The organism is Streptomyces endophyticus (genome assembly GCF_035798155.1).
Taxonomy (GTDB): domain Bacteria; phylum Actinomycetota; class Actinomycetes; order Streptomycetales; family Streptomycetaceae; genus Streptomyces; species Streptomyces endophyticus.
The window spans coordinates 1-22,148 of record NZ_JAOZYC010000128.1; the positions used below are offsets into that span (position 1 = coordinate 1).

The 22,148-nt window shown below is 70.3% G+C and carries 19 protein-coding genes; 12 read left to right on the top strand and 7 right to left on the bottom strand.

Features of this window, described 5'->3' with window-relative positions; all coding sequences use genetic code 11:
• On the top strand, positions 1-1,763 hold a 1,763-nt coding region (locus OKJ99_RS21225; RefSeq protein WP_326018616.1), incomplete at its 5' end, for an ATP-binding SpoIIE family protein phosphatase.
• Between the two features lie 10 nt (positions 1,764-1,773).
• The gene (locus tag OKJ99_RS21230) at positions 1,774-2,235 is read left to right on the top strand and encodes a hemerythrin domain-containing protein (protein ID WP_326018618.1); all 462 of its coding nucleotides are present in this window, start codon (positions 1,774-1,776) and stop codon (positions 2,233-2,235) included.
• 4 nt (positions 2,236-2,239) lie between these two features.
• On the opposite strand, the gene OKJ99_RS21235 is transcribed toward OKJ99_RS21230, so the two are convergent.
• The gene (locus OKJ99_RS21235) at positions 2,240-3,277 is read right to left on the bottom strand and encodes an Lrp/AsnC family transcriptional regulator (protein ID WP_326018620.1); all 1,038 of its coding nucleotides are present in this window, start codon (positions 3,275-3,277) and stop codon (positions 2,240-2,242) included.
• An 89-nt stretch (positions 3,278-3,366) separates the two neighbouring features.
• Here OKJ99_RS21235 and OKJ99_RS21240 point away from each other — a divergent pair, with 89 nt between their 5' ends.
• Together OKJ99_RS21240 and OKJ99_RS21245 are read left to right on the top strand one after the other, a co-directional pair.
• Entirely contained in the window at positions 3,367-4,638 is a 1,272-nt protein-coding gene (locus OKJ99_RS21240) for an MFS transporter (RefSeq protein ID WP_326018622.1), read from the top strand.
• A complete protein-coding gene (locus OKJ99_RS21245; RefSeq protein ID WP_326018624.1) occupies positions 4,635-5,900 on the top strand; it encodes an amidohydrolase in 1,266 nt (421 codons plus the stop codon). The genes OKJ99_RS21240 and OKJ99_RS21245 overlap by 4 nt, the downstream gene beginning before the upstream one ends.
• Positions 5,901-5,906: 6 nt before the next feature.
• On the opposite strand, the gene OKJ99_RS21250 is transcribed toward OKJ99_RS21245, so the two are convergent.
• Positions 5,907-8,147, bottom strand: coding sequence for a transglycosylase domain-containing protein (locus tag OKJ99_RS21250; protein WP_326018626.1), 2,241 nt, complete (start codon positions 8,145-8,147; stop codon positions 5,907-5,909).
• A 287-nt stretch (positions 8,148-8,434) separates the two neighbouring features.
• On the opposite strand from OKJ99_RS21250, the gene OKJ99_RS21255 reads away from it, so the two are divergent.
• The 5 genes from OKJ99_RS21255 to OKJ99_RS21275 all read left to right on the top strand — a co-directional run bounded on the left by OKJ99_RS21255 (position 8,435) and on the right by OKJ99_RS21275 (position 13,314).
• Positions 8,435-9,370: an SPFH domain-containing protein gene (locus tag OKJ99_RS21255; RefSeq protein WP_326018628.1), complete on the top strand. Its 936-nt coding sequence runs from the start codon at positions 8,435-8,437 to the stop codon at positions 9,368-9,370.
• A complete protein-coding gene (locus OKJ99_RS21260; protein WP_326018630.1) occupies positions 9,367-9,597 on the top strand; it encodes a hypothetical protein in 231 nt (76 codons plus the stop codon). Before OKJ99_RS21255 ends, OKJ99_RS21260 begins: the two co-directional genes overlap by 4 nt.
• A 101-nt stretch (positions 9,598-9,698) precedes the next feature.
• Complete coding sequence (locus tag OKJ99_RS21265; RefSeq protein WP_326018632.1) at positions 9,699-10,226, top strand: PadR family transcriptional regulator; 528 nt, start codon at positions 9,699-9,701, stop codon at positions 10,224-10,226.
• The gene (locus OKJ99_RS21270; RefSeq protein WP_326018634.1) at positions 10,223-10,921 is read left to right on the top strand and encodes an ABC transporter ATP-binding protein; all 699 of its coding nucleotides are present in this window, start codon (positions 10,223-10,225) and stop codon (positions 10,919-10,921) included. The genes OKJ99_RS21265 and OKJ99_RS21270 overlap by 4 nt, the downstream gene beginning before the upstream one ends.
• Positions 10,918-13,314 carry an FtsX-like permease family protein gene (locus OKJ99_RS21275; protein ID WP_326018636.1) on the top strand — a complete coding sequence of 799 codons (2,397 nt, stop codon included), beginning with the start codon at positions 10,918-10,920 and terminating at the stop codon, positions 13,312-13,314. The genes OKJ99_RS21270 and OKJ99_RS21275 overlap by 4 nt, the downstream gene beginning before the upstream one ends.
• A gap of 3 nt (positions 13,315-13,317) precedes the next feature.
• Here the strand turns inward: OKJ99_RS21275 and OKJ99_RS21280 are convergent, their stop codons facing one another.
• Complete coding sequence (locus tag OKJ99_RS21280; protein WP_407700734.1) at positions 13,318-14,283, bottom strand: LysR substrate-binding domain-containing protein; 966 nt, start codon at positions 14,281-14,283, stop codon at positions 13,318-13,320.
• Positions 14,284-14,415: 132 nt separating this feature from the next.
• Here OKJ99_RS21280 and OKJ99_RS21285 point away from each other — a divergent pair, with 132 nt between their 5' ends.
• Both OKJ99_RS21285 and OKJ99_RS21290 read left to right on the top strand, forming a co-directional pair.
• Positions 14,416-14,970 carry a peroxiredoxin gene (locus tag OKJ99_RS21285; RefSeq protein WP_326018638.1) on the top strand — a complete coding sequence of 185 codons (555 nt, stop codon included), beginning with the start codon at positions 14,416-14,418 and terminating at the stop codon, positions 14,968-14,970.
• Between the two features lie 2 nt (positions 14,971-14,972).
• On the top strand, positions 14,973-15,503 hold the full coding sequence (locus tag OKJ99_RS21290) for an alkyl hydroperoxide reductase (protein ID WP_326018640.1): 531 nt from the start codon (positions 14,973-14,975) through the stop codon (positions 15,501-15,503).
• Positions 15,504-15,626: 123 nt separating this feature from the next.
• Here the strand turns inward: OKJ99_RS21290 and OKJ99_RS21295 are convergent, their stop codons facing one another.
• From OKJ99_RS21295 to OKJ99_RS21310, 4 genes are all read right to left on the bottom strand, one after another.
• Positions 15,627-16,994, bottom strand: a complete 1,368-nt coding sequence (locus OKJ99_RS21295) for an AI-2E family transporter (RefSeq protein WP_326018642.1) — start codon at positions 16,992-16,994, stop codon at positions 15,627-15,629.
• Between the two features lie 108 nt (positions 16,995-17,102).
• Positions 17,103-17,825, bottom strand: a complete 723-nt coding sequence (locus OKJ99_RS21300; RefSeq protein WP_456115192.1) for an aggregation-promoting factor C-terminal-like domain-containing protein — start codon at positions 17,823-17,825, stop codon at positions 17,103-17,105.
• A gap of 416 nt (positions 17,826-18,241) precedes the next feature.
• Complete coding sequence (locus tag OKJ99_RS21305) at positions 18,242-19,567, bottom strand: PhoH family protein (protein WP_326018644.1); 1,326 nt, start codon at positions 19,565-19,567, stop codon at positions 18,242-18,244.
• Positions 19,568-19,867: 300 nt separating this feature from the next.
• On the bottom strand, positions 19,868-20,641 hold the full coding sequence (locus OKJ99_RS21310) for an isoprenyl transferase (protein WP_326018646.1): 774 nt from the start codon (positions 20,639-20,641) through the stop codon (positions 19,868-19,870).
• A 107-nt stretch (positions 20,642-20,748) separates the two neighbouring features.
• Between OKJ99_RS21310 and mgrA the strand changes: the two genes are divergently transcribed.
• A complete protein-coding gene (mgrA, locus tag OKJ99_RS21315; protein WP_326018648.1) occupies positions 20,749-21,786 on the top strand; it encodes an L-glyceraldehyde 3-phosphate reductase in 1,038 nt (345 codons plus the stop codon).
• Positions 21,787-22,148: the final 362 nt, after the last annotated feature.

Genomic DNA, 22,148 nt, shown 5'->3' on the forward strand with positions numbered 1-22,148 from the left:
ACCGCCGCACCGGGCAGCCGCGCCCCAGCGGGCAGCCGGCGGCGATGCGGCGCGACGGCGACCGGCTCCGCTTCGTCGGTGCCGCGACCCGGCGGATCGCCCGCGGCCTGGACCTCGACGAGATCGTGATGGGCCTGTGCCGGGCGACCGTGCCCACGTTCTCCGACGCGATCCTCGTGTATCTGCGCGAGCCGCTGCCGGTGGGCGACGAGCGGCCGACCGGGCCCATGGTGCTGCGCCTGCGCCGCACCGACCGGATCCCGGACTCCACCGACTCCGCCACCGACCCGGACACCGACGGCGCGGGCCTCACGGTCCCCCTCACTCCACAGCTGGAACTGACCGCGGGAAGCGCCGAGTTGTGCGAGGTGCGCTCCGGTGGCGCGCTCGCCGAGGTGCTGCGCGGTGTGCGTCCGGTGTTCGCGGACTCGGCCGCGGCGCTCGCCGCACTGCCCGAACTCCTGGGCTCGGACCGGGCGTTGCCGAGCGGCCAGCGCGCGATCCTGGCCCCGCTGCGCGGCCGGCGCCGGGTGATCGGGGCCGCGGTGTTCCTGCGCCGCCCCGACCGGCTCGCGTTCGACGCCGACGACCTGCTGGTGGCGGGGCAGTTGGCGACGCACAGCGCGCTCGGCATCGACAAGGCGGTGCTGTACGGGCGCGAGGCGTACATCGCGGACGAGTTGCAGCGCACGATGCTGCCGGAGACGCTGCCGCGCCCGACCGGGGTGCGGCTCGCCTCGCGCTATCTGCCTGCGGCGGAGACGGCGCGGGTCGGCGGCGACTGGTACGACGCGATCCCGCTGCCCGGCAGCCGCGTCGCGCTGGTCGTGGGCGACGTCATGGGCCACTCGATGACGTCGGCCGCCATCATGGGCCAGCTGCGCACCACCGCGCAGACCCTCGCCGGACTCGACCTGCCCCCGCAGGAGGTCCTGCACCACCTCGACGAGCAGGCCCAGCGGCTCGGCACGGACCGCATGGCGACCTGCATGTACGCCGTGTACGACCCGGTCGCGCACCGCATCACCATCGCCAACGCCGGGCATCCGCCGCCCGTCCTGCTGCACCTCGGCGGGCGCTCCGAGGTGCTGCGCGTGCCGCCGGGCGCCCCCATCGGCGTCGGCGGCGTCGACTTCGAGGCGGTCGAGCTGGACGCCCCGGCGGGCGCGACGCTGCTGCTCTACACGGACGGGCTCGTCGAGTCGCGGCTGCGGGACGTATGGACCGGGATAGAGCAGCTGCGCGAACGGCTCGCCGCGACCGCGCAGTTGACCGGTCCCGACCATCCGCCGCCCCTTGAGGCGCTGTGCGACGACGTCCTCGACATGCTCGGCCCCGGCGACCGGGACGACGACATCGCGCTGCTCGCCGCCCGGTTCGACGGGATCGCGCCGAGCGACGTCGCGTACTGGACCCTGGAGCCGGAGGACGCGGCGCCGGGCCGGGCCCGCAGGCTGGCCCGCAGCGCCCTGGACCGCTGGGGCCTTGAGGAGCTCACGGACTCGGTCGAGCTCCTGGTGAGCGAGGTCGTGACGAACGCGGTGCGCTACGCCACGCGTCCGGTCACCCTGCGCCTGCTGCGGACCGACGTGCTGCGCTGCGAAGTGGGCGACGACGTACCGCAGTTGCCGCGGCTGCGGCAGGCGCGGGCGACGGACGAGGGCGGTCGCGGGCTCTACCTGGTGAACCGGCTCGCCCGGCGGTGGGGCGCGACGCGCCTGTCCACCGGCAAGGTCGTCTGGTTCGAGCTTCCGGTGCCGTAGATATGTGGCCATGTGCCACTACTGCGGATGCCGTGAGATCCCGCTCATCAAGGAGTTCATCGCCGAGCACGAGCGCGTCACCGACGCCGCGGGTGACGCGCTGCGGGCGTTGGAGCGCGGCGACGTGGCGGCCGCACGGACGCTCGTCGTCGCGATGGCGCGGGAGCTCTCCTCGCACTGGAAGGGCGAGGAGGACGGCCTGTTCGCGGTGATGCGGGACGATCCGGAGTACGCCGACTACATCGACGCTCTGGTCGCCGAGCACCGCGAGCTCGGCGCGCTGCTGCCCACCCTCGACCTCACGGACCCCGGCGACGTACAGCGTCTGAAGGACGAGACGGACGAACTGCACCGGCACATCGCCAAGGAGGAGGACGGCCTCTTCCCCGCGTCGCTGACGGCGCTGTCCGGGGACGGGTGGGACGCGTCGATGGCGGCGTGGCGCGCGGCGCATCCCTGGCAGGGCGCCTGAGCGGTCAGAACCCCACCGGCACATACCCGGCGGCCCGCCCCCGGTCGTCGAGCACCCGCCCCATCCGCTTCACCGTGCGCAGCGTCACCGTGCGGTCCTCGACGCGCAGGGCGGGGAACCGGTCGTCCAGGGCGGCCTCCAGGGTGGCCATGCCGTCCAGGTCGCGGAGCCAGACCTGGAAGAGCAGGTTGCAGGAGCCCGTGACCGAGGTGCACAGGCGCATCTGCGGGAGGCGGGCGAGGGCCGATCCCGTGCGGTCGAGTTCGCCGTGCGGGACGGTCGCCCGGTATGTGGCGAGGGCGGGCCAGCCCGCCAGTTGCTGGGCCAGATCGCAGCGCAGCAGGATCTCCCGGTCGCGCAGTTCGCGCGCGAGCCGGCGCCGCACGGTCGACTCGCCGACGCCGACGGCCTCCGCCAACTCGGCATATCCGGCACGGCCGTTCGCGCCCAGCTCCCGAAGGAGCGCCAGGTCGACCTCGTCGCGGGGCCGGAACGGGCGCGAGGGCGCGCCGGGCCCCGGCCCCGCCGTGGTGAGCCGCGCCCGCCCCGCCCGGTCGAGGGCGCGCACCTTCCAGCCGCTGCCCTCCTGGTAGAGCCGCATGCTCAGCCGGGTCCGCGTGCCGCGCACGCCCGGCAGCCGCCCCAGGTCGTCGCTGACCCGGCGCCCGAGCGCGGGCAGATCGGGCGCCGCGACCGAGAGCAGCAGATCGTAGTCACCGACCACGTGCTCCGCGCTGAACACCCAGGGAAGCCGGACGAGCCCGGCGGTCAGTTCCTCCAACTCGCCCGGTGTGCAGGTCACTTCCACGTAGGCGACCGTGGCCGTCGTCGGTCCCGCGTACGCCGTCACCCAGGCGAGGCCCGCCCGTTCGAGGCGGGTCCAGCGGCGGGCCGCGGTCGTCGCGTCGATACCGACGGCCGGGCCGACCCGGCTCCACGGGGCGCGCGGGTCGGTCTGGAGGGCGTCGATCAGGGCGAGATCGGCCTCCTCGAAGGCGGCGGATTCCGGCACCAGGCCGTACAGGCTGCCGTTTTCCAGCAATTGAGGCCCCTTCTCGCACGGCGGCCGGAGTCTGTCCCCACTTCCGAGCCGCCCCCCACACCAGCACGCCCACTCTAGAAGGAGTGCCTGTGGTCCCACCCTCGCAAGGCCCCGCACGTGAGCGTCTCGACAAGGGCGCCAAGCTCACGGTGACGCTGCTCTTCGCCGCCTGGCTGATCGACTACATCGACCGTCTGGTCATCAATCTGGCACTGCCCTCGATCGGCCACGAATTCGACCTCAGCCGCGCCCAGCAGGGCCTGGCGGTCTCCGTGTTCTTCGTGGCGTACGCCGTCTGCCAGATCCCGGGCGGGATGCTCGCCGACCGGTACGGCGCCAAGCGCGTCACCTGCTGGGCGCTGCTCATCTGGTCCGCGTTCACGGCACTCACCGGGCTCGCGGGCTCCTTCGCGATCCTGCTCGTGGTGCGCTTCCTGTTCGGCATCGCCGAGGGCATCTTCCCCGGTGCCTCGATGAAGGCCGTGAGCGAGCGGACCACGCCGGGCCAGCGGATGAGCGCCAACGGCGTCGTGCAGTCGTCGAACGCCGTGGCCGCCGTCATCGCCCCACTGATCGCCGCACCGCTCATCGCCCACTTCGGCTGGCGCTCGGCCTTCTTCACCGTCGCCGCAGTCGGCGTCTTCGTGTACGCGGCCGTCCGCCTGTGGCTGCCGGAGCGGGAACGGACGGAGGCCGACGCACGGCCCACCGGCTCCACCCGCACCGTGCTTCGCTCGGGGACCATGTGGGCGTTCGCCGGGATGTTCTTCGGCTACGACATCATCGTGTGGGGCCTGAACACCTGGGTGCCCTCGTACCTCAACCAGGAGCGCGGGCTCGCGCTGACCTCGGCGGGCGCGCTGTCGATCCTGCCCGCGGGCGCCGCGACCGTCGCCGTGATCGTCGGCGGCCGGCTCGCGGACCGCTTCGAGGGCAACCAGCGCAAGATCGTGGTGCCCGCGATGACGGTCTCCTCACTCGCCCTGATCCTCATGGCGACGGCTTCCGGCACGGCCGCGTTCATCGGCTGGATGACGGTGGCGATCGCGTCCGCCTCGCTGGGCTACATGCCGATCTTCGCGGTGCCGCTGCGCAGCCTGCCGCCCGAACTGACCGGCGCGGCCGCCGGGTTGATCACGTTCGGCGGGCAGGCCGGTGGCGTCGTCGCGCCGACCGCGATGGGGCTGCTCGCGGACTCGGCCGGGTTCGGCGCCGCGTTCGGCTTCCTCGTCGTCGGCGCGGTGCTCGCCGCGGTCCTCGCCTGCGTCACCCCGCAGACCACACTCACCTTCCGCCGGGCGCTGCGGCTGCCCGCCGAGCCCGAGCCCACCCCCGTACCCGTCCAAGGAGAGGCCCGATGACCGACACCACCCTCGACAGCCTGCTGCCGTCCCTGCGCGAGCTCTACCGGGACCTGCACGCCCACCCCGAACTCTCCCTCCAGGAGACCCGCACCGCCGGGATCGTCGCGGCCCGGCTGCGCGAGCAGGGCGGCTGGGAGGTGACCGAGGGCGTCGGCGGCACCGGCGTCGTCGGGGTGCTCCGGAGCGGCGAGGGCCCGACCGTGCTGCTGCGTGCCGACATGGACGCTCTGCCCGTCCTGGAGGCGACCGGCCTGCCCTACGCGTCCGTGGCGCGCGGTACCGACCGCGACGGCAACGACGTGCCGGTCATGCACGCCTGCGGCCACGACATGCACGTCACGTGTCTGCTCGGCGTGACGGCGCTCCTCGCGGCGGAGCGGGACGCCTGGCGCGGCACCGTCGTCGCCGTGTTCCAGCCCGCCGAGGAGATCGGCCGGGGCGCCAGGGACATGCTGGACGACGGGTTCGCGGAGCGTTTCCCGAGGCCGGACGTGTGTCTCGGGCAGCACGTCGGGCCGTTCCCCACGGGGGTCGCGGTGACCCGGCCCGGAGCGGTGATGGCGGCCTCCGACAGCTACCGCGTACGCCTCTTCGGGCGCGGCGGGCACGGTTCGACGCCCGAGTCGACGGTCGACCCTGTGGTCCTCGCGGCGGCCGTCGTGATGCGCCTGCAGACCGTGGTCTCGCGCGAGGTCGGCGCCTCGCAGACGGCCGTCGTGACGGTGGGCTCGATCCACGCCGGCACGAAGGAGAACATCATCGCGGACGAGGCCGAGCTGAAGCTCAACATCCGCTCGGTCGACCCGGTGGTGCGCGAGCGGGTGCTCGCCGCGGTGCGCAGGATCGTCCGGGCGGAGGCGGAGGCCTCGGGCTCGCCCAAGGAGCCGGAGTTCACCTCGCTCGGCTCCTTCCCCGTCACGGAGAACACCGACGACGCCACCGCCACGACGATCGACGGGCTGCGCGGGGCGCTCGGCGAGCACGGTGTGCTGGTGCTGCCGCAGCCGATCAACGGCAGCGAGGACTTCGGCCTGTTCGGCAAGGAGCTCGGCGTGCCCTCGGTGTTCTGGCACTTCGGCGGGGCCGACCCGGCCGCCTTCGCGGGGCTCGACGCGGGCACGCTCGCCTCGCGCGGCCTGCCCGCCGAGATCCCGGTGAACCACGCGCCGCAGTACGCGCCGCTTCAGGACCCCACGATCGAGCTGGGGGTGCGGGCCTTCCTCGCGGCGGCCCGCACCTGGCTCGGCTCCCCCGAGTAGCCCGCGTCAGTCTCTGCCGTTCCCGTTCCCGCCGCCGTTCTCCGGCTCGACCGGGTCGTCCGGCCAGCTCGCGGTCGGGCTGTCGGTCGGGACCGGGAGCGTCTGCGTCGGCTCCGTCGTCGGCGTCTCGCTCGTCGGTGTCTCGCTCGGCGACGACTGGGTCGGCGTCGGCTCGGTCGACTCCGACTTGCTCGGCGTCGGGTCGGTGGAGGGCTCCTCGGTCGGGGTGGCCGGGGCGGTCGTCGTGGGCTGGACGGCCTTGCCCATGTCGGTGTCCAGGTCGAACTTCCCGTTCGCACTGGACGAGTTGAAGGTGTACTGCGCCCAGATCTGGGCCGGGAAACTGCCGCCGTCGACACGGGGCAGGCCACCGGCGCCCTCCATGGACACGTGTGCGCCCGCCTCGGACGACTTCAGCGCGCCCTCGCCGAACAGGCCCACCGACGTGACCAGGTCCGGCGTGTACCCGGTGAACCAGGCCGACTTGTTGTCGTCGGAGGTACCGGTCTTGCCGGCGACCTGCTGGCCCTCGCGGACCGCGTTGTCGCGTACGGAGGTCTTCGCCGTGCCGTCGTCGACCACACCGGTCAGGACCGAGGTCACCGAGTCGGCGGCGCCGCGGCTGATCACCTGCTCGCCGACGGCGTCGTCGAGCGGGATCCTGTCGCCCTGCTTGGACACCGACTTCACGATCTGCGGCGTGACCTTCTTGCCGTGGTTGTCGAGCGTCGCGTAGACACCGGCCATCTCCATCGGGCTCGCGCCCATGGTGCCGAGGGTCTGCGCGGGGAACGGCTTGAGGTCGCCCGAGTCCATGCCGAGCTTCTTCGCCGTCGCCATGACCTGGTCCATGCCGACGTCGACGCCGAGCTGCGCGAAGACGGAGTTGATGGACTTGTTCATGGCGGTCTGGAGGGTGACCGGGCCGTAGCTCTTCTTGTCCTCGTTCGGCGGGGCGAAGCCGACCTTCTCGCCGTTGTCGACGACCGGGCGCCTGCTGGTGCCGTCGTAGATCGTGTCCGCGGTGATGTTCTGGCCGGACTGCGTGGTGGCCTTGTCCTCCAGGGCGGCCGCGAGGATCAGCGGCTTGAAGGTGGAGGCGGGCTGGTAGTCCGTGCGCGTCGCGTTGTTGACGTAGTGCTCGCTGAGCCCTTCACCGCCGTACAGGGCGAGGACCTTGCCGGTCTTCGGGTCGACGGAGACGGCGCCGGCCTGCACGCGCGCGTCGGCCTTCTTGTCCTTGCGGTCGAGCTTGTCGTTGAGCTGCTGCTTGACCGACTTCTCGAGCTGCTTCTGCTTGTTGCGGTTGATGTTGAGGGTGACCGTGTAGCCACCCGCGTCGAACTGCGCCTCCGTGAGGTTCAGTTCCTTCATGACCTCGTCGCGCGCGGCGGTGTAGAGGTAGCCCTCCTGGCCCTGGAGCCCGGAGGCCGCCTTCGGCGGGATCGGCTTGTCGAACGTCATGCCCTGCCGGTCGCTCGCGCTCAGCCAGTGCATGCCGACCATGTTGTCGAGCACGTAGTTCCAGCGCGCCTTGGCCAGCCGCTTTCCGGTGTCGGAGGCGAGCGCCCAGTCGTACTGATTGGGGGCCTGGAGCAGCGCGGCGAGATACGCGCCCTGCGGCACGGACAGCTTCGAGGCGTCCTCGCCGTAGTAGGCCTGGGCGGCGGCCTGGATGCCCCAGGCGCCGCGGCCGTAGTAGCTGGTGTTGATGTACCCGGCGAGGATGTCGTCCTTGGACTGCTTCTGGTCCACCTTCAGCGAGATGACCAGTTCCTTGAGCTTGCGGGAGACGGTCTGTTCCTGCGTCAGGTAGTAATTCTTCACGTACTGCTGGGTGATCGTGGAGCCGCCCTGCTTGCCCTTGCCCATGACGGTGTTGAGCATGCCGCGGGCGGTGCCCTTCAGGTCGATGCCCTTGTCCGTGTAGAACGTCTTGTTCTCGGCGGCGACGAAGGTGTGCTGGACGCCCTCGGGCACCTCGGCGAGGTCGACGAGCTCCCGGTTGACCTTGCCGGTGCGGGCCATCGTGGCACCGTCGCTGTACTTGTAGACGTTGCTCTGCACCTGGGCGTCGGGGTTGCCCTCGGGTACGTCGATCACCAGGTACAGCACGATGAACGCGCCCATGCACAGCAGCACGAGCCCGAAGAACGTGCCCAGGAGCTTCTTCCAGGTGAAGAAGCGGCGTATGCCCGACGGCCGCGCCGCGCGCTTGCGCGCCTTCCTCGCATCCGCTCGGCCCATGACCTCAGTCGCTCCGCTTCTTGTCCTTGTCCGTGTACGCCTCGGCGTACGGGTACGAACCCAGTTCTCACGATCGTGCTGAATCGGCTCAAGAACCTAACCCGTCACTTATGTCGAATCTTCGTCGATTCGGCCATATCGGACGTGACAATCAGCACCCACCCCATGGGAACCGACGAGTGAGACGTGCGGATGGTTGCCGAGCGCGATAAAGTGATATCACTTTGCTAGACCACGTTCGCGGCAGCGCGGCGACGAACGACCAGCTCAGAGAAACGGGGACAGTCATGCCCGAGACGGACGCCACACCCAGCACTCCCGACGTACAGATGCCGAGGGCGCACGTACGCGAGTTCACGGCCCAGAGCATCGGCGGCGGACTCGCCCTGCTGCTCGGCCTCATCGGCCTGATCGTCGGCGGAGCCCTGATCGCGATCGCCGGCTCCACCGACTCCGGGGGCGCCAGGGGTGCGCTCATCGCGATCGGCGTCGTGGTCGCGATCGGCTCGGTCTTCGCCATGGCGGGGCTGAACATGGTGGCGCCGGGCGAGGCCCGCGTCGTCCAGCTCTTCGGCCGCTACCGGGGCACGATCCGCACGGACGGCCTGCGCTGGGTGAACCCGCTGACCTCGCGCACGAAGATCTCGACCCGCGTGCGCAACCACGAGACGGCGGTCCTCAAGGTCAACGACGCGTACGGCAACCCGATCGAGCTCGCCGCGGTCGTCGTCTGGAAGGTCGAGGACACGGCCCAGGCGAGCTTCGAGGTCGACGACTTCCTGGAGTTCGTCTCGACGCAGACCGAGGCGGCCGTCCGGCACATCGCCATCGAGTACCCCTACGACGCGCACGACGAGGCGGGCCTGTCGCTGCGCGGCAACGCGGAGGAGATCACGGAGAAGCTCGCCGTGGAGCTCCACGCGCGCGTGGAGGCGGCCGGCGTCCAGATCATCGAGTCCCGCTTCACGCACCTCGCGTACGCCCCCGAGATCGCGTCGGCGATGCTCCAGCGCCAGCAGGCGGGCGCGGTCGTGGCGGCCCGCCGCCTGATCGTCGACGGGGCGGTGGGCATGGTCGAGGACGCGCTCGCCCGCATCACCGAGCAGGACTTCGTGGCGCTCGACGAGGAGCGCAAGGCGGCGATGGTCTCCAACCTGCTGGTCGTCCTGTGCGGCGACCGCGCGGCCCAGCCCGTCGTGAACACAGGAACGCTCTACCAGTGACCCCGCCCCCTGACCGCGAGCGCCGCCCAGCACGCAAACAGGTCCTGCTGCGGCTCGATCCGGCGGTGTACGACGCGCTCGCGCGCTGGGCGGGCGAGGACCTGCGCTCGGCCAACGCGCAGATCGAGTTCCTGCTGCGCCGGGCCCTCAAGGAGGCGGGGCGTCTGCCGGGCTCGGCGGGCCCCCTGCCGAGGCGGGGCCGCCCCCCGTCCAGCGAGACCGACTGAACGCCACGGGGCTCCGCCCCGGACCCCGCGCCTCAAACGCCTGCGGGGCTTGATGGGCCAGCTATACACACCGCGTATACGCGGTGTGTATAGTCCCTCGCATGTCCATCGGCCACACCCTCCTCGGGCTGCTCGAATCCGGGCCCCGCCACGGTTACGACCTCAAGCGCACCTTCGACGAGACGTTCGGGCACGACAAGCCGCTGCACTACGGGCAGGTCTACTCGACCATGTCCCGCCTCCTGAAGAACGGCCTCGTCGAGGTCGACGGGATCGAGGCCGGCGGCGGCCCCGAGCGCAAGCGGTACGCGATCACCGACGCCGGCGTCACCGACGTACAGCAGTGGCTCGCGACGCCGGAGAAGCCGGAGCCGTACCTCCAGTCGACCCTCTACACCAAGGTCGTCCTCGCCCTGCTGACCCGGCGCGACGCCACCGACCTCCTCGACGCGCAGCGCGCCGAGCATCTGCGCCTGATGCGCATCCTCACGGACCGCAAGCGCAAGGGCGACCTCGCCGATCAACTCATCTGCGACCACGCCCTGTTCCACCTGGAAGCCGATCTGCGCTGGCTGGAACTGACCGCCGCGCGCCTCGACAAGCTCGCCGCGGAGGTACGTCCCTCATGAGTTCGCCCACCACTCCCGCCGGTTCCCTGCTGGCCGCGACCGACCTGCACAAGACGTACGGTCCGACCCCGGCCCTCGACGGCGCCTCCTTCTCCGTCCACCCGGGCGAGGTCGTCGCGGTCATGGGCCCGTCCGGCTCGGGCAAGTCGACGCTGCTGCACTGCCTCGCCGGGATCGTCCCGCCGGACTCCGGCACCATCACGTACAACGGCCGCGACCTGACCGCCATGTCCGACGCGGAGCGCAGCGCGCTGCGCCGCGGCGAGTTCGGCTTCGTGTTCCAGTTCGGCCAGCTGGTCCCGGAGTTGACGTGCGTCGAGAACGTCGCGCTGCCGTTGCGCCTGAACGGCGTGAAGCGCAAGGAGGCCGAGCGCCGGGCCGTCGAATGGCTCCAGCGCCTGGAGGTCGACGACCTCGCGGGCAAGCGCCCCGGTGAGGTCTCCGGCGGCCAGGGCCAGCGCGTCGCGGTCGCCCGCTCCCTCGTCACGGGGCCGCGCGTGCTGTTCGCCGACGAGCCCACCGGCGCCCTGGACTCGCTCAACGGCGAGCGCGTCATGGAGCTGCTCACGGACGCCGCCCGCAGCACCGGCGCCGCCGTCGTCCTGGTCACCCACGAGACGCGGGTCGCCGCCTACTCCGACCGCGAGATCGTCGTGCGGGACGGCAAGGCCCGGGACATGGAGTTCGCCCGATGACCCTCCTCGACGACCGCCCCGCCCAGGCCCCGCCCGCACCCGCGGAGCCCGGCCTCGCGGGCCGCCTGCGCGACCTCGCGCTCGGAGTCCGCTTCGGCTTCTCCGGCGGCCGCGAGGGCTGGATCCGTACGCTGCTCACGGCGCTCGGCGTCGGTCTCGGCGTCGCCGTGCTGCTCGGCGCCGCGTCCGTGCCGAACTTCACGAGCGGCCGCGACGCCCGCTACGACGCCCGCTCGATCGACTTCAGCGAAGAGAGCGTGAAGCCGTCGGACCGCACGCTGCTCACGCTCGACACCTCCTCCTCGTACCGGGACGTCTCGGTCGGCGGCTTCATGCTGAGCGCCGACGGCGAGCACCCCGTCCTGCCGCCCGGCGTCGACAAGCTGCCGGGCCCCGGCGAGATGCTGGTCTCGCCCGCGCTGCGCGACCTCCTCGACTCCCCCGAGGGCGAACTGCTCAAGAAGCGCTACGACTTCCGCGACGTCGGCACCATCCACGAAGCGGGCCTGAGCGACCCCTTCGACCTGTACATGTACGCGGGCAGCGACAGCCTGAGCACCGACCGCGGCGCCACCCGCGTCGACGGCTTCGGCCGAGCGGGCAACGACAACCCGCTCGACCCGGCCCTGGTGCTGATGATCCTGCTGGGCTGCGTGGTGCTGCTCGCGCCCATCGCCATCTTCATCGCGACCGCCGTACGGTTCGGCGGCGAGCGGCGCGACCGCAGACTCGCCGCGCTGCGACTCGTCGGCGCGGACGCGCGGATGACGCGGTGGGTGGCCGCCGGTGAGGCGCTGTTCGGCACGCTCGTCGGTCTCGCGTTCGGCCTCGTCGCCTTCTTCGCCGGGCGGCAGGTGTTCGCGCACGTCGAGGTGTGGCGCCTTTCGGCGTTCCCCGACGACTTCACCCCGGTGCCGGTGCTCGCCGCGGTGGTGCTGCTCGCGGTGCCGCTGTCCGCGATCGCCGTCACGGTGTTCGCCCTGCGGTCCGTCGCGATCGAGCCGCTCGGTGTCGTACGGGGCGGGCGCGTGCGCGGCCGCAGGCTGTGGTGGCGGCTGCCCGTCCCCGTCATCGGCGTCCTGGTCCTGTTCCTGTCCAGCTTCGGCGAGGGCTCGTCCCAGATGGACATGGCCGTGATCGCGGGAGGCGTCCTGCTGACCCTCGTCGGCATGGTGCTGGTTCTGCCCTGGCTGGTGGAGTCCGTCGTGAGCCGACTGCGGGGCGGCTCCGTGCCCTGGCAACTGGCGACCCGCAGGCTCCAGTTGAACAGCAGCGCCGCCACCCGCGCGATCTCCGGCATCACCATCGCGGTGGCCGGCGGCATCGCCCTTCAGATGTTCACCGTCGGCATCAACGACAGCTTCAACAGCTCGACCGGCCAGGACCCCAAGCGCGCCCAGATCGGCGCGAACACCGACTTCCCGAGCGGTGCGCTGGCCGACCGGATGGTCCAGGAGTTCCGGACCACCAAGGGCGTGCGAAAGGTCATCGGCACGGTCAGCACCTCGGCCGAGCGAGTGGGCGCCAAGCCGGGCGCGGACGGCTACGCCCCGTCCGTCTCGCTGTCCGTCGGCTCCTGCCCCTCGCTGCGCGAGCTGGCCCACCTGCCCTCGTGCTCGGACGGCGACGTCTTCCGGGTCACCCGCTCCCACGACTCCTACCTCGACGGTGAGTTGGAGAAGGTCGCCGTGCCCGGCGGGCGGCTCGTCGTGGACAACCCCGAGGACGCGGGCCGCACCGGCCTGAAGCCGGTGCACTGGAAGCTGCCCGGGGACGTGCGCACCGTCGACTCCCGGAAGGACCCGGCGGGCGAGTACTACGGCGGTATCCTCGCCACCCCCGGCGCCCTCGACCCGGCGACCCTGCACACCGCGTCGACCAGCGCGCAGATCCAGATCGACGAGAGCGTGCCCGACGCGGCGGACCAGGTCCGCAACACCGCGTTCGCGGTCGACCCGGGCATGCACGTGTGGACGTACGAGCTGGCGACCCGCGACAAGGAGTACGCGAGCATCCGCACGGCCCTCTTCACGGCCGCGGCCCTCACCATGGTGATCATCGCGGCGTCGATGCTGGTCTCGCAGATCGAGCAACTCCGCGAGCGCAGGCGGCTGTTGTCGGTGCTCGTCGCCTACGGCACGAAGCGCTCGACGCTCGCCTGGTCCGTGCTCTGGCAGACGGCGATCCCGGTGGTCCTCGGCATGGCGATGGCCGTGACGGGCGGGCTGACGCTCGGCTGGCTGATGCTGCGCCTCGTCGGCAAGCCGGTCACCGACTGGCTGCTGTTCCTCCCCCTGAGCGGGGTGGCGGCCGCCCTCATCGCAGTGGTGACCCTCCTGTCCCTGCCTCCGCTGTACCGCATGATGCGGGCGGAGGGCCTGCGGACGGAGTGACGCTCAGCCCTCACCAACGATGCGAACCGGCAGGCCCCGCAAGGCGGTTCGCAGGGCCTGCGCCAGCTCCTTGTACTCCGCGGAGCGCGCCGCCCCCGTGCGCATGGCGAAGGCCACGCGGCGCGCGGGGGCGGGCTCCGCGAAGTACCCGGTGAGCAGTTGGCTGCTCCGGCTGGTCTCGACGGACACGGCGGTGCGCGGCAGCAGCGTCACTCCGAGGCCGCCCGCGACGAGCTGGACCAGCGTGGCGAGCCCGGCGGCGGTCGTGGCGACGGGGGCGTCGTCGCGACCCGCCTCCCGGCAGATGTCGAGGGCCTGGTCGCGCAGGCAGTGCCCCTCGTCCAGGAGCAGCAGGTTCAGCTCCCGCAACGCTTCACGCGGAATCCCTTCCCGGCCGCCGAGCCAGTGGTCGAGCGGCGTGACGAGCACGAAGTCCTCGTCGAACAAGGGCAGTTCACTCACCCCCGGCATCCCGAGCGGCACGGCGAGCAGCAGCAGATCGAGTCGCCCCGCCCCCAGGCCCTCGATGAGCGAGGACGTCTGCTCCTCGTGCACCTGGAGGTCCAGGTCGGGATACGTCTCGTGGACGAGCCGCAGCACCGTCGGCAGCAGATACGGCGCCACCGTGGGGATCACGCCGAGCCGCAGCACCCCCGTGAACGGCGCCCGCACCGCCTCGGCCTCCTCGACGAGCGCGCCGACCTCGTCGAGCACGACCTTGGCCCGCACCGCGATCCGCTCCCCGGCCGGCGAGAGCAGCACCTTTCTCGTCGTACGCTCGAGAAGGGTCACCCCCAGCGTCTCCTCCAGCGCCGAGACCGCGCCCGACAGCGCGGGCTGGCTCATCCCGATCGCCGCCGCCGCGTCCCGGAAGTGCAGATGCTCCGCGACCGCGGCGAACGCCCGCAGCTGCGCCAGGCTCGGCTGCCTGCGCCGGGCCCCCACGGGCTTTCCGTTCTGTACGGCCACTGATAGCCACCTCCGATCAACATGACCGAGTCTAGCTATTTCCGTAATCAATGCACCCTGTGCCACGATCTTCAACAGTCCAACCCATGGAAACAGCCCCAAAAGGGATGCTTCCTACTGCAAGGAGTTCGTGTGCTCACTGTCGGTGACAAGTTCCCCGAGTTCGACCTGACTGCCTGTGTCTCGCTGGAGAAGGGCGCTGAGTTCGAGCAGATCAACCACAAGACCTACGAGGGCAAGTGGAAGATCGTCTTCGCGTGGCCCAAGGACTTCACCTTCGTGTGCCCCACCGAGATCGCCGCGTTCGGCAAGCTGAACGAGGAGTTCGCCGACCGTGACGCCCAGATCCTCGGCTTCTCCGGTGACTCCGAGTTCGTGCACCACGCCTGGCGCAAGGACCACCCGGACCTGACGGACCTGCCCTTCCCGATGATGGCCGACTCGAAGCACGAGCTCATGCGTGACCTCGGCATCGAGGGCGAGGACGGCTTCGCGCAGCGCGCCGTCTTCATCGTCGACCAGAACAACGAGATCCAGTTCACGATGGTGACCGCCGGCTCCGTCGGCCGTAACCCCAAGGAGGTCCTCCGGGTCCTCGACGCCCTCCAGACGGACGAGCTGTGCCCGTGCAACTGGACCCAGGGCGAGAACACCCTGGACCCGGTCGCGCTGCTGGCCGGTGAGTGAGCATGGCCCTCGATGAGCTGAAGTCCGCCGTTCCGGACTACGCCAAGGACCTGAAGCTGAACCTGGGCTCGGTCATCGGCAACTCGGACCTTCCGGCCCAGCAGCTGTGGGGCACGGTCCTGGCGACCGCCATCGCCTCCCGTTCCCCGCGCGTGCTGCGCGAGCTGGAGCCCGAGGCGAAGGCGAACCTGTCGCCCGAGGCGTACACCGCCGCGAAGTCGGCTGCCGCCATCATGGCGATGAACAACGTCTTCTACCGCACGCGTCACCTGCTCTCGGACAACGAGTACGGGACGATGCGCGCCGGTCTGCGGATGAACGTCATCGGCAACCCGGGGGTCGACAAGGTCGACTTCGAGCTGTGGTCCTTCGCGGTCTCGGCGATCAACGGGTGCGGGATGTGCCTCGACTCGCACGAGCAGGTGCTGCGCAAGGCCGGTGTCGACCGTGAGGTCGTGCAGGAGGCCTTCAAGATCGCGTCTGTGATCCAGGCGGTCGGCGTCACGCTCGACGCGGAAGACGCGCTGGCCTGATCCAGCCCCTGCGGCGATTGAGCAGCGGGGTCCGGGGCGGAGCCCCGAGGCGTAAGGAACGGGGGCCGGAATCATCCGGCCCCCGTTTCCCATGTCACGGGGCGCTGCCCCGGACCCCGCGCCTCAATCGCCGGCGGGGCTTGAATTGACTGCCGTCGCGCCCCTGGGTTCCGGTGTGTGAGCGAGGTGGGCCTCCCGGGACCACGCCCGGAGGTAGACGACGACCGTGTTCGTGACCGCCACCAGTGGCACCGCCACCACCGCTCCCCCGATCCCGGACACCATGCCGCCCGCGGCCACCGCGAGGACGACGGCAAGAGGATGCACCCGTACCGCGCGGCCCAGGATGAACGGCTGCAGGATGTGGCCCTCGATCTGCTGCACCGCGAGCACCACGCCCAGCGTCATCACCGCGGTGAACACGCCCTGCGTCACCAGCGCGACGACCACGGCGAGCGCGCCGGAGACGACGGCGCCCACCAGCGGGATGAACGCGAACAAGAAGATGAAGACGGCCAGCGGCACCGCCATCGGGACACCGAGGAAGAAGATTCCGAGGCCGATGAAGATGGCGTCGATCAACGCCACTATCACCGTCCCGCGGACGTACGCCGTGAGCGTGCGCCAGGCGCGCGGCCCCGCGCCCGCGATGCCGGGACGGGCCTGCGCCGGGACGAGCCCCAGGGTCCACTCCCAGATACGCCGGCCGTCGTAGAGCAGGAACAGCGTCGAGAACATCGTGAGGAGTACGCCCGTCAACGCCTCGACGATGACGGTGACGCCTTCGAGGCCGGCCGACGTGATCTCGTCCGTGTTCGCGCCGACCGCGTCGCGCAGTGACTTGGCGATGTCGTTGATCTGACCGTCGGTCACGTGGAACGGGCTGTTGAGCAGCCATCGGCGCAGATCGTCGATGCCGTCCTGGACCTGTTCGGACAGCTGGTCGATGTTCTCCTGGACCTGCCAGACCACGAACCAGCCGACGAGCCCCATGATGACGAAGCCGAGAATCGCGGTCAGGGCCGTGGCGAGGCCGCGCGGCACGCCGCGCCGCATGAGGCGGGCCACCGTCGGCTGCAACAGCGCGGTGATGAGCAGCGCCGCGATGAACGCGAAGATCACCAGCTGCACCGAACTGATGACCTTCATCAGCACCCAGAGCGTCCCGGCGAGGACCAGGAACCGCCAGCCCGCCTCCGCGGCCACCCGAAGGCCCCACGGCAGGGCGACGACCGGCTCGGGCCGCGGGGCCACGGTCGGCGCGTACGCGGGCGGGGCGGGCACCCGGCCCGTGTCGTGCTCGGGTGCTGGTTCGTCCGGGCCCCGGGCGCCCGGATCCGGGTCAGGAGCTCTGGCCGGGGCGCCCCTCGGCGGGGCCGACAGCTCGTCCTCCTCGGCCCGCTCGGCCTCCGCGCGGCGCTCGTCCAGGCGCTCGCCCATCTTGTTGATTCCCGCACCGAACCGGCCGAGCCACCCTGGAACTCGCGACATCATCCGTCCTCTTTGAGCCTGTGGCACCGACCGTATCGCGTGGAAACGCCGAAACCCCTCACCGTGAGGACGGTGAGGGGCTTCGCGAGGTTGCGAACTACTGGTTGCTCAGTACCAGTTGTTGGCCTGCCAGAACGACCAGGCCTCGCAGGGGCTGCCATAGCGGTCGTTCATGTAACCGAGGCCCCACTTTATCTGTGTGGCCGGGTTGGTCTGCCAGTCCGCGCCCGCCGACGACATCTTCGTTCCGGGCAGCGCCTGGAAGAGACCGTAGGCACCGGACGAGGCGTTGGTGGCCTTGTAGTTCCAGGTGGACTCGTGGTCCACGATGTTGCTGAAGCACTGGAACTGTCCGGACGGCACCATCTGACGGGCCATCGACTGAACCTGGGCGACGCTGTACGAAGCCTGGGATGCGAAGTCGGAGGCGTCTCGGGTGGCCGAACGGCTGGCGGCTGCCTTCTTGGCTGCCTCCCGCTCCTTGGCCTCCTTCTCCGCCTTCTCCTTTGCCTCCTTGGCGTCCTGTGCGGCCTGCTGCTTGGCGACCGCGTCCTCGGCTGCCTGCTTCCGGGCGGACTCCTCGGCGGACTTCTGCGCAGCCGTGTCGGCCGCGATGGCCTGGGTCTGCGCCTGCTGCTTCAGCGACGAGGTCTGCACCTGCGCCTGCTGACCAGCAGGGATGTCTGCGAGGAGGGTCGAGTCGCTCGCCGTTGCCTCAGCCTCCTGAGAGGGCTGACCGGTGCTGCCCGAGGCAACACCAACGACGGCGCCGACTGTGGTGACCGCGGTGGCCGAGACCACTGCGAATCCCCGGACCGAAATCCGGCTCACACGGTTTCCTTCCAGCATCGCCCGCTTGAGGTGACCGTCGCGGACGCAATCGTGCCCCTGGCACTGGTCTCCCAACTGCGGGGTCACGGGAGACACGGGCCCGGTGGGCAACTCCCGCGAGGGGAGAGCCGCGTGGTACTCGGGCGGCATACGACGGCCTCTATGTAGTTCAGATGCAGCTGGTGCTGCGGTGGTTTCGTACCGCTGGGGGCACGCAAGTGTCGTATGCGGGGCCTGACAGGACCGTGACTCTGCCGCATCGGAGCATGGCAAGGCAATTCCCCACCGCGTGGCAAACGTCACACCCCGTTTGCCCCAGGGGTTTTGCGGAAACGAGCACACGCCGCGACGCCGCCCGGCTAGGCTCTCGGACCTTGCCGAACGGCGCCAAAAAGGGTGAACAGCCCCTATACGGGCTAGATCTGAACGTCCTCCAGCATTTCGGTCACCAGGGCCGCGATCTGCGACCTTTCCGATCGGGTGAGCGTGACGTGCGCGAAGAGCGGATGTCCCTTCAGCTTCTCGACGACCGCGACCACCCCGTCGTACCGGCCGACACGGAGGTTGTCGCGCTGCGCGACGTCATGGGTGAGGACGACACGCGAGTTGGCCCCGATGCGCGAGAGGACCGTCAGAAGGACGTTCCGCTCCAGGGACTGCGCCTCGTCCACGATCACGAACGCGTCGTGCAGCGAGCGGCCCCTGATGTGGGTGAGCGGCAGGACCTCCAGCATCCCCCGGGCGGTGACCTCTTCGATCACCTCGCGCGATGTGACGGCGGACAGCGTGTCGAAGACCGCCTGCGCCCACGGCCCCATCTTCTCGGCCTCGGATCCCGGCAGATAGCCGAGCTCCTGCCCGCCGACCGCATAGAGGGGACGGAAGACCATCACCTTCTTGTGCTGGCGCCGCTCCAGGACGGCCTCCAGGCCCGCGCAGAGCGCGAGCGCGGACTTGCCGGTGCCGGCCCGGCCGCCCATCGAGATGATCCCGATGTCCGGGTCGAGCAGCAGATCGAGGGCGATTCGCTGCTCGGCGCTGCGCCCCTTGAGGCCGAAGGCCTCCCGATCGCCGCGCACCAGGCGGACGTTGCCCTCGGGTGTGACGCGGCCGAGCGCCTTGCCGCGCTCGGACTGGATCGTCAGACCCGTGTGCACGGGAAGGTCGGCGGCCTCGGGAACGTAGAGGGTGTCCTCTTCGAAGAGGAGGTCGACCTGCTCGGCGGGCAGCGTCAGTTCGGACATGCCGGTCCAGCCGGAGTCCGTGATGGCGAGTTCGGCGCGGTACTCCTCGGCGAGGAGGCCCACGGAGGACGCCTTGATCCGCAGCGGCAGATCCTTCGACACGACGGTGACGTCGTATCCCTCGGCCTGCAGATTGCGGGCGACCGCCAGGATGCGGCTGTCGTTGTCACCCAGGCGGTAGCCCGAGGGCAGCACGCTGGGGTCGGAGTGGTTGAGCTCGACGCGCAGGGTGCCGCCCAGTTCGCCGGTCGGGATCGGCGCGTCCAGGCGTCCGTGGCGGATCCGGTAGTCGTCGAGCAGGCGCAGTGCCTGCCTGGCGAAATAACCCAGCTCCGGATGGTGCCGTTTGGCCTCCAATTCCGTGACCACGACGACAGGAAGGACAACTTCGTGCTCGTCGAAACGGGTCATGGAGTTCGGATCGGCCAGCAGGACGCTGGTGTCGAGTACATAGGTGCGCCGGTCGGGCTTGGGAAGGCGCTTGTTACTGGTCACCACGGAAGGACGTACCCCCTCGGATGAGGTCGGGGAGCGACGGATTTTCGGGGCCGGTTCATCGGCCGCGATGCGCGGGCCGAGAACCGGCCCTCCAAGTCGTCGTCCGTACCCATCTGCGTACGGTCGTCCTGGTGCAAAGGGCCTCCCGGGCGGACGGGCCTTGCCGTCCGCTGAGATGCGGTGTCCTTGGTTCGGGCACCGACTTGGAAGGCTTATTCCCTCGAACAAGCGCCGCCATGCAAAAGCACATGGCGGCGCGTTCGTTAACTCCCGATGACGTACGTCTCTCGGTGACCGGCGTCAGCCGCCGAAACGGCGGTGGCGCACGGCGTAGTCGCGCATCGCGCGCAGGAAGTCCACCTTGCGGAAGGCCGGCCAGAACACGTCACAGAAGTAGTACTCGGAGTGGGCCGTCTGCCAGAGCATGAAGCCGGACAGCCGCTGCTCGCCGCTGGTGCGGATGACCAGGTCCGGGTCGGGCTGCTCCTTGGTGTACAGGTGCTTGCCGATGGCGTCGACGGTGACGGTGTCGGCGACGTCCTCGAGCGAGTTCCCCTTGTCCGAGGCGTCGAGCAGCATCGAGCGGACGGCGTCGGCGATCTCCTGGCGGCCGCCGTAGCCGATCGCGACGTTGACCACTATTCCGTCGCGGTCCGCGGTGGACTCCTCGGCCTCCTTGAGCACGGCCTGCAGGCCCGACGGGAGGATGTCGGTGTTGCCGACGTGCTGCACGCGCCAGCGGCCGTCCTCGGCGAGCGTGCGCACGGTGTCCTCGATGATGCCGAGGAGCGGGACCAGCTCCTCCTGGGGGCGGTCGAAGTTGTCCGTCGAGAGCAGCCAGAGCGTGACGACCTCGACGTCCGTCTCGCTGCACCAGCCGAGGAACTCCTCGATCTTGGCCGCGCCCGCCTGGTGGCCCTCGGCGGTGGTGGATCCGGCGGCCTTGGCCCAGCGGCGGTTGCCATCCATGATGACGCCGATGTGCTTGGGCACCTGGGCGTGGTCCAGGTGGCCTTCCACCCGGCGTGCATACAGCCCGACGAGCAGGTTGCGCAGCTTGTCGCGCAGGTTCACGGTCTTTTTGCCCTCCGTGCAGATGGAAGTCCCGAAGGCGGAAGCCTACTCGGGGGTAGCCAGGTGTCAGCTATGGGGTGTCAGTGACCTGACGTAGCTTCGTGTCCATGAACGACACCTCTCCTTACGTCGCCTCGGCGGGTCGGTACGGTTCCATGGAGTACCGGCGCACTGGCCGCAGCGGCCTGAAGCTCCCCGCCGTTTCCCTCGGACTGTGGCACAACTTCGGGGACGACCGCACACTTGCGTCCCAGCGCTCGATCCTGCGCCGCGCCTTCGACCTGGGCGTCACACACTTCGACCTCGCGAACAACTACGGGCCGCCGCCCGGCAGCGCCGAGCTGAACTTCGGCAAGATCTTCGCCCAGGACTTCGCGCCGTACCGTGACGAACTCGTCATCTCGACCAAGGCGGGCTACCGCATGCACCCCGGTCCGTACGGGGAGTGGGGCAGCCGCAAGTACCTGATGTCGTCCCTCGACGCGTCCCTGAAGCGGATGGGCGTCGACTACGTGGACATCTTCTACTCGCACCGCTTCGACCCGGACACTCCTCTTGAGGAGACGATGGGCGCGCTCGCCTCCGCGGTGCGGCAGGGCAAGGCGCTGTACGTGGGTGTGTCCTCGTACAGCAGCGAGCAGACGGCCGAAGCGGCGCGCCTGCTCCGGGAGATGGGCGTTCCGGCGATCATCCACCAGCCCTCGTACTCGATGCTCAACCGCTGGACCGAGGACGACAACCTGCTGGACACGCTGGAGGCGGCCGGGATGGGCTGCATCTCCTTCGCGCCGCTCGCGCAGGGCCTGCTGACCGGCAAGTACCTGAAGGAGATCCCGGAGGGTTCGCGCGCGACGCAGGGCAAGTCGCTCGACCCGAACCTGCTGAGCGACGACGTCGTCCGCCGGCTGAACGGGCTTAACGACATCGCGCAGCGCCGCGGCCAGTCCCTCGCGCAGCTCGCGCTGAGCTGGGTGCTGCGGGACGAGCGGATGACGTCGGCGCTGATCGGCGCCTCCAGCGTCAAGCAGCTGGAGGAGAACCTGGCGGCGCTCGAAGGCCCGAAGCTGACCGATGAGGAGCTGACCGAAATCGACTCGTTCGCCGTCTCCACGTCGGGCACCAACATCTGGAACGGCCGCCGCTGAACTCCCGTACCGGGAGCAGGGGTTCGCCCGGACAAGACCGGGACAAGAAAAACGGGCCGGTCCGTGGGGGGGGATACGGACCGGCCCGAGGGGGGGGTTTCCACCATAACCCTTCGTAAGTGCCGCCGCTCGCATCGGCGTGCACAACTACGCTCCGAAGTCGTCCGACGACGCCTGGAGGGGGCTTTCAAGCCGCCTCTCAGCAGGTTCGACGGGGTTCGCGGCCCGGATTCGCGCGGGTCCGCGCCCCTGGCGTGGCGTCCCTCTCCCGTGTCACACGCGGGGTTGACACGCGGGCGACCCTCCGGGACCCCGCCGCGAACGAATGGCGGGATTACGGCCGGGTACCGCGCAGCCCCCTC

Excerpts from the sequence above, each read along its gene's own strand:
- OKJ99_RS21230 (WP_326018618.1), top strand. The coding sequence starts at position 1,774 with ATGTGCCACTACTGCGGATGCCGTGAGATCCCGCTCATCAAGGAGTTC.
- OKJ99_RS21245 (WP_326018624.1), top strand. The coding sequence starts at position 4,635 with ATGACCGACACCACCCTCGACAGCCTGCTGCCGTCCCTGCGCGAGCTC.
- OKJ99_RS21250 (WP_326018626.1), bottom strand. The coding sequence starts at position 8,147 with ATGGGCCGAGCGGATGCGAGGAAGGCGCGCAAGCGCGCGGCGCGGCCG.
- OKJ99_RS21255 (WP_326018628.1), top strand. The coding sequence starts at position 8,435 with ATGCCCGAGACGGACGCCACACCCAGCACTCCCGACGTACAGATGCCG.
- OKJ99_RS21265 (WP_326018632.1), top strand. The coding sequence starts at position 9,699 with ATGTCCATCGGCCACACCCTCCTCGGGCTGCTCGAATCCGGGCCCCGC.
- OKJ99_RS21270 (WP_326018634.1), top strand. The coding sequence starts at position 10,223 with ATGAGTTCGCCCACCACTCCCGCCGGTTCCCTGCTGGCCGCGACCGAC.
- OKJ99_RS21275 (WP_326018636.1), top strand. The coding sequence starts at position 10,918 with ATGACCCTCCTCGACGACCGCCCCGCCCAGGCCCCGCCCGCACCCGCG.
- OKJ99_RS21290 (WP_326018640.1), top strand. The coding sequence starts at position 14,973 with ATGGCCCTCGATGAGCTGAAGTCCGCCGTTCCGGACTACGCCAAGGAC.
- OKJ99_RS21295 (WP_326018642.1), bottom strand. The coding sequence starts at position 16,994 with ATGTCGCGAGTTCCAGGGTGGCTCGGCCGGTTCGGTGCGGGAATCAAC.
- mgrA (WP_326018648.1), top strand. The coding sequence starts at position 20,749 with ATGAACGACACCTCTCCTTACGTCGCCTCGGCGGGTCGGTACGGTTCC.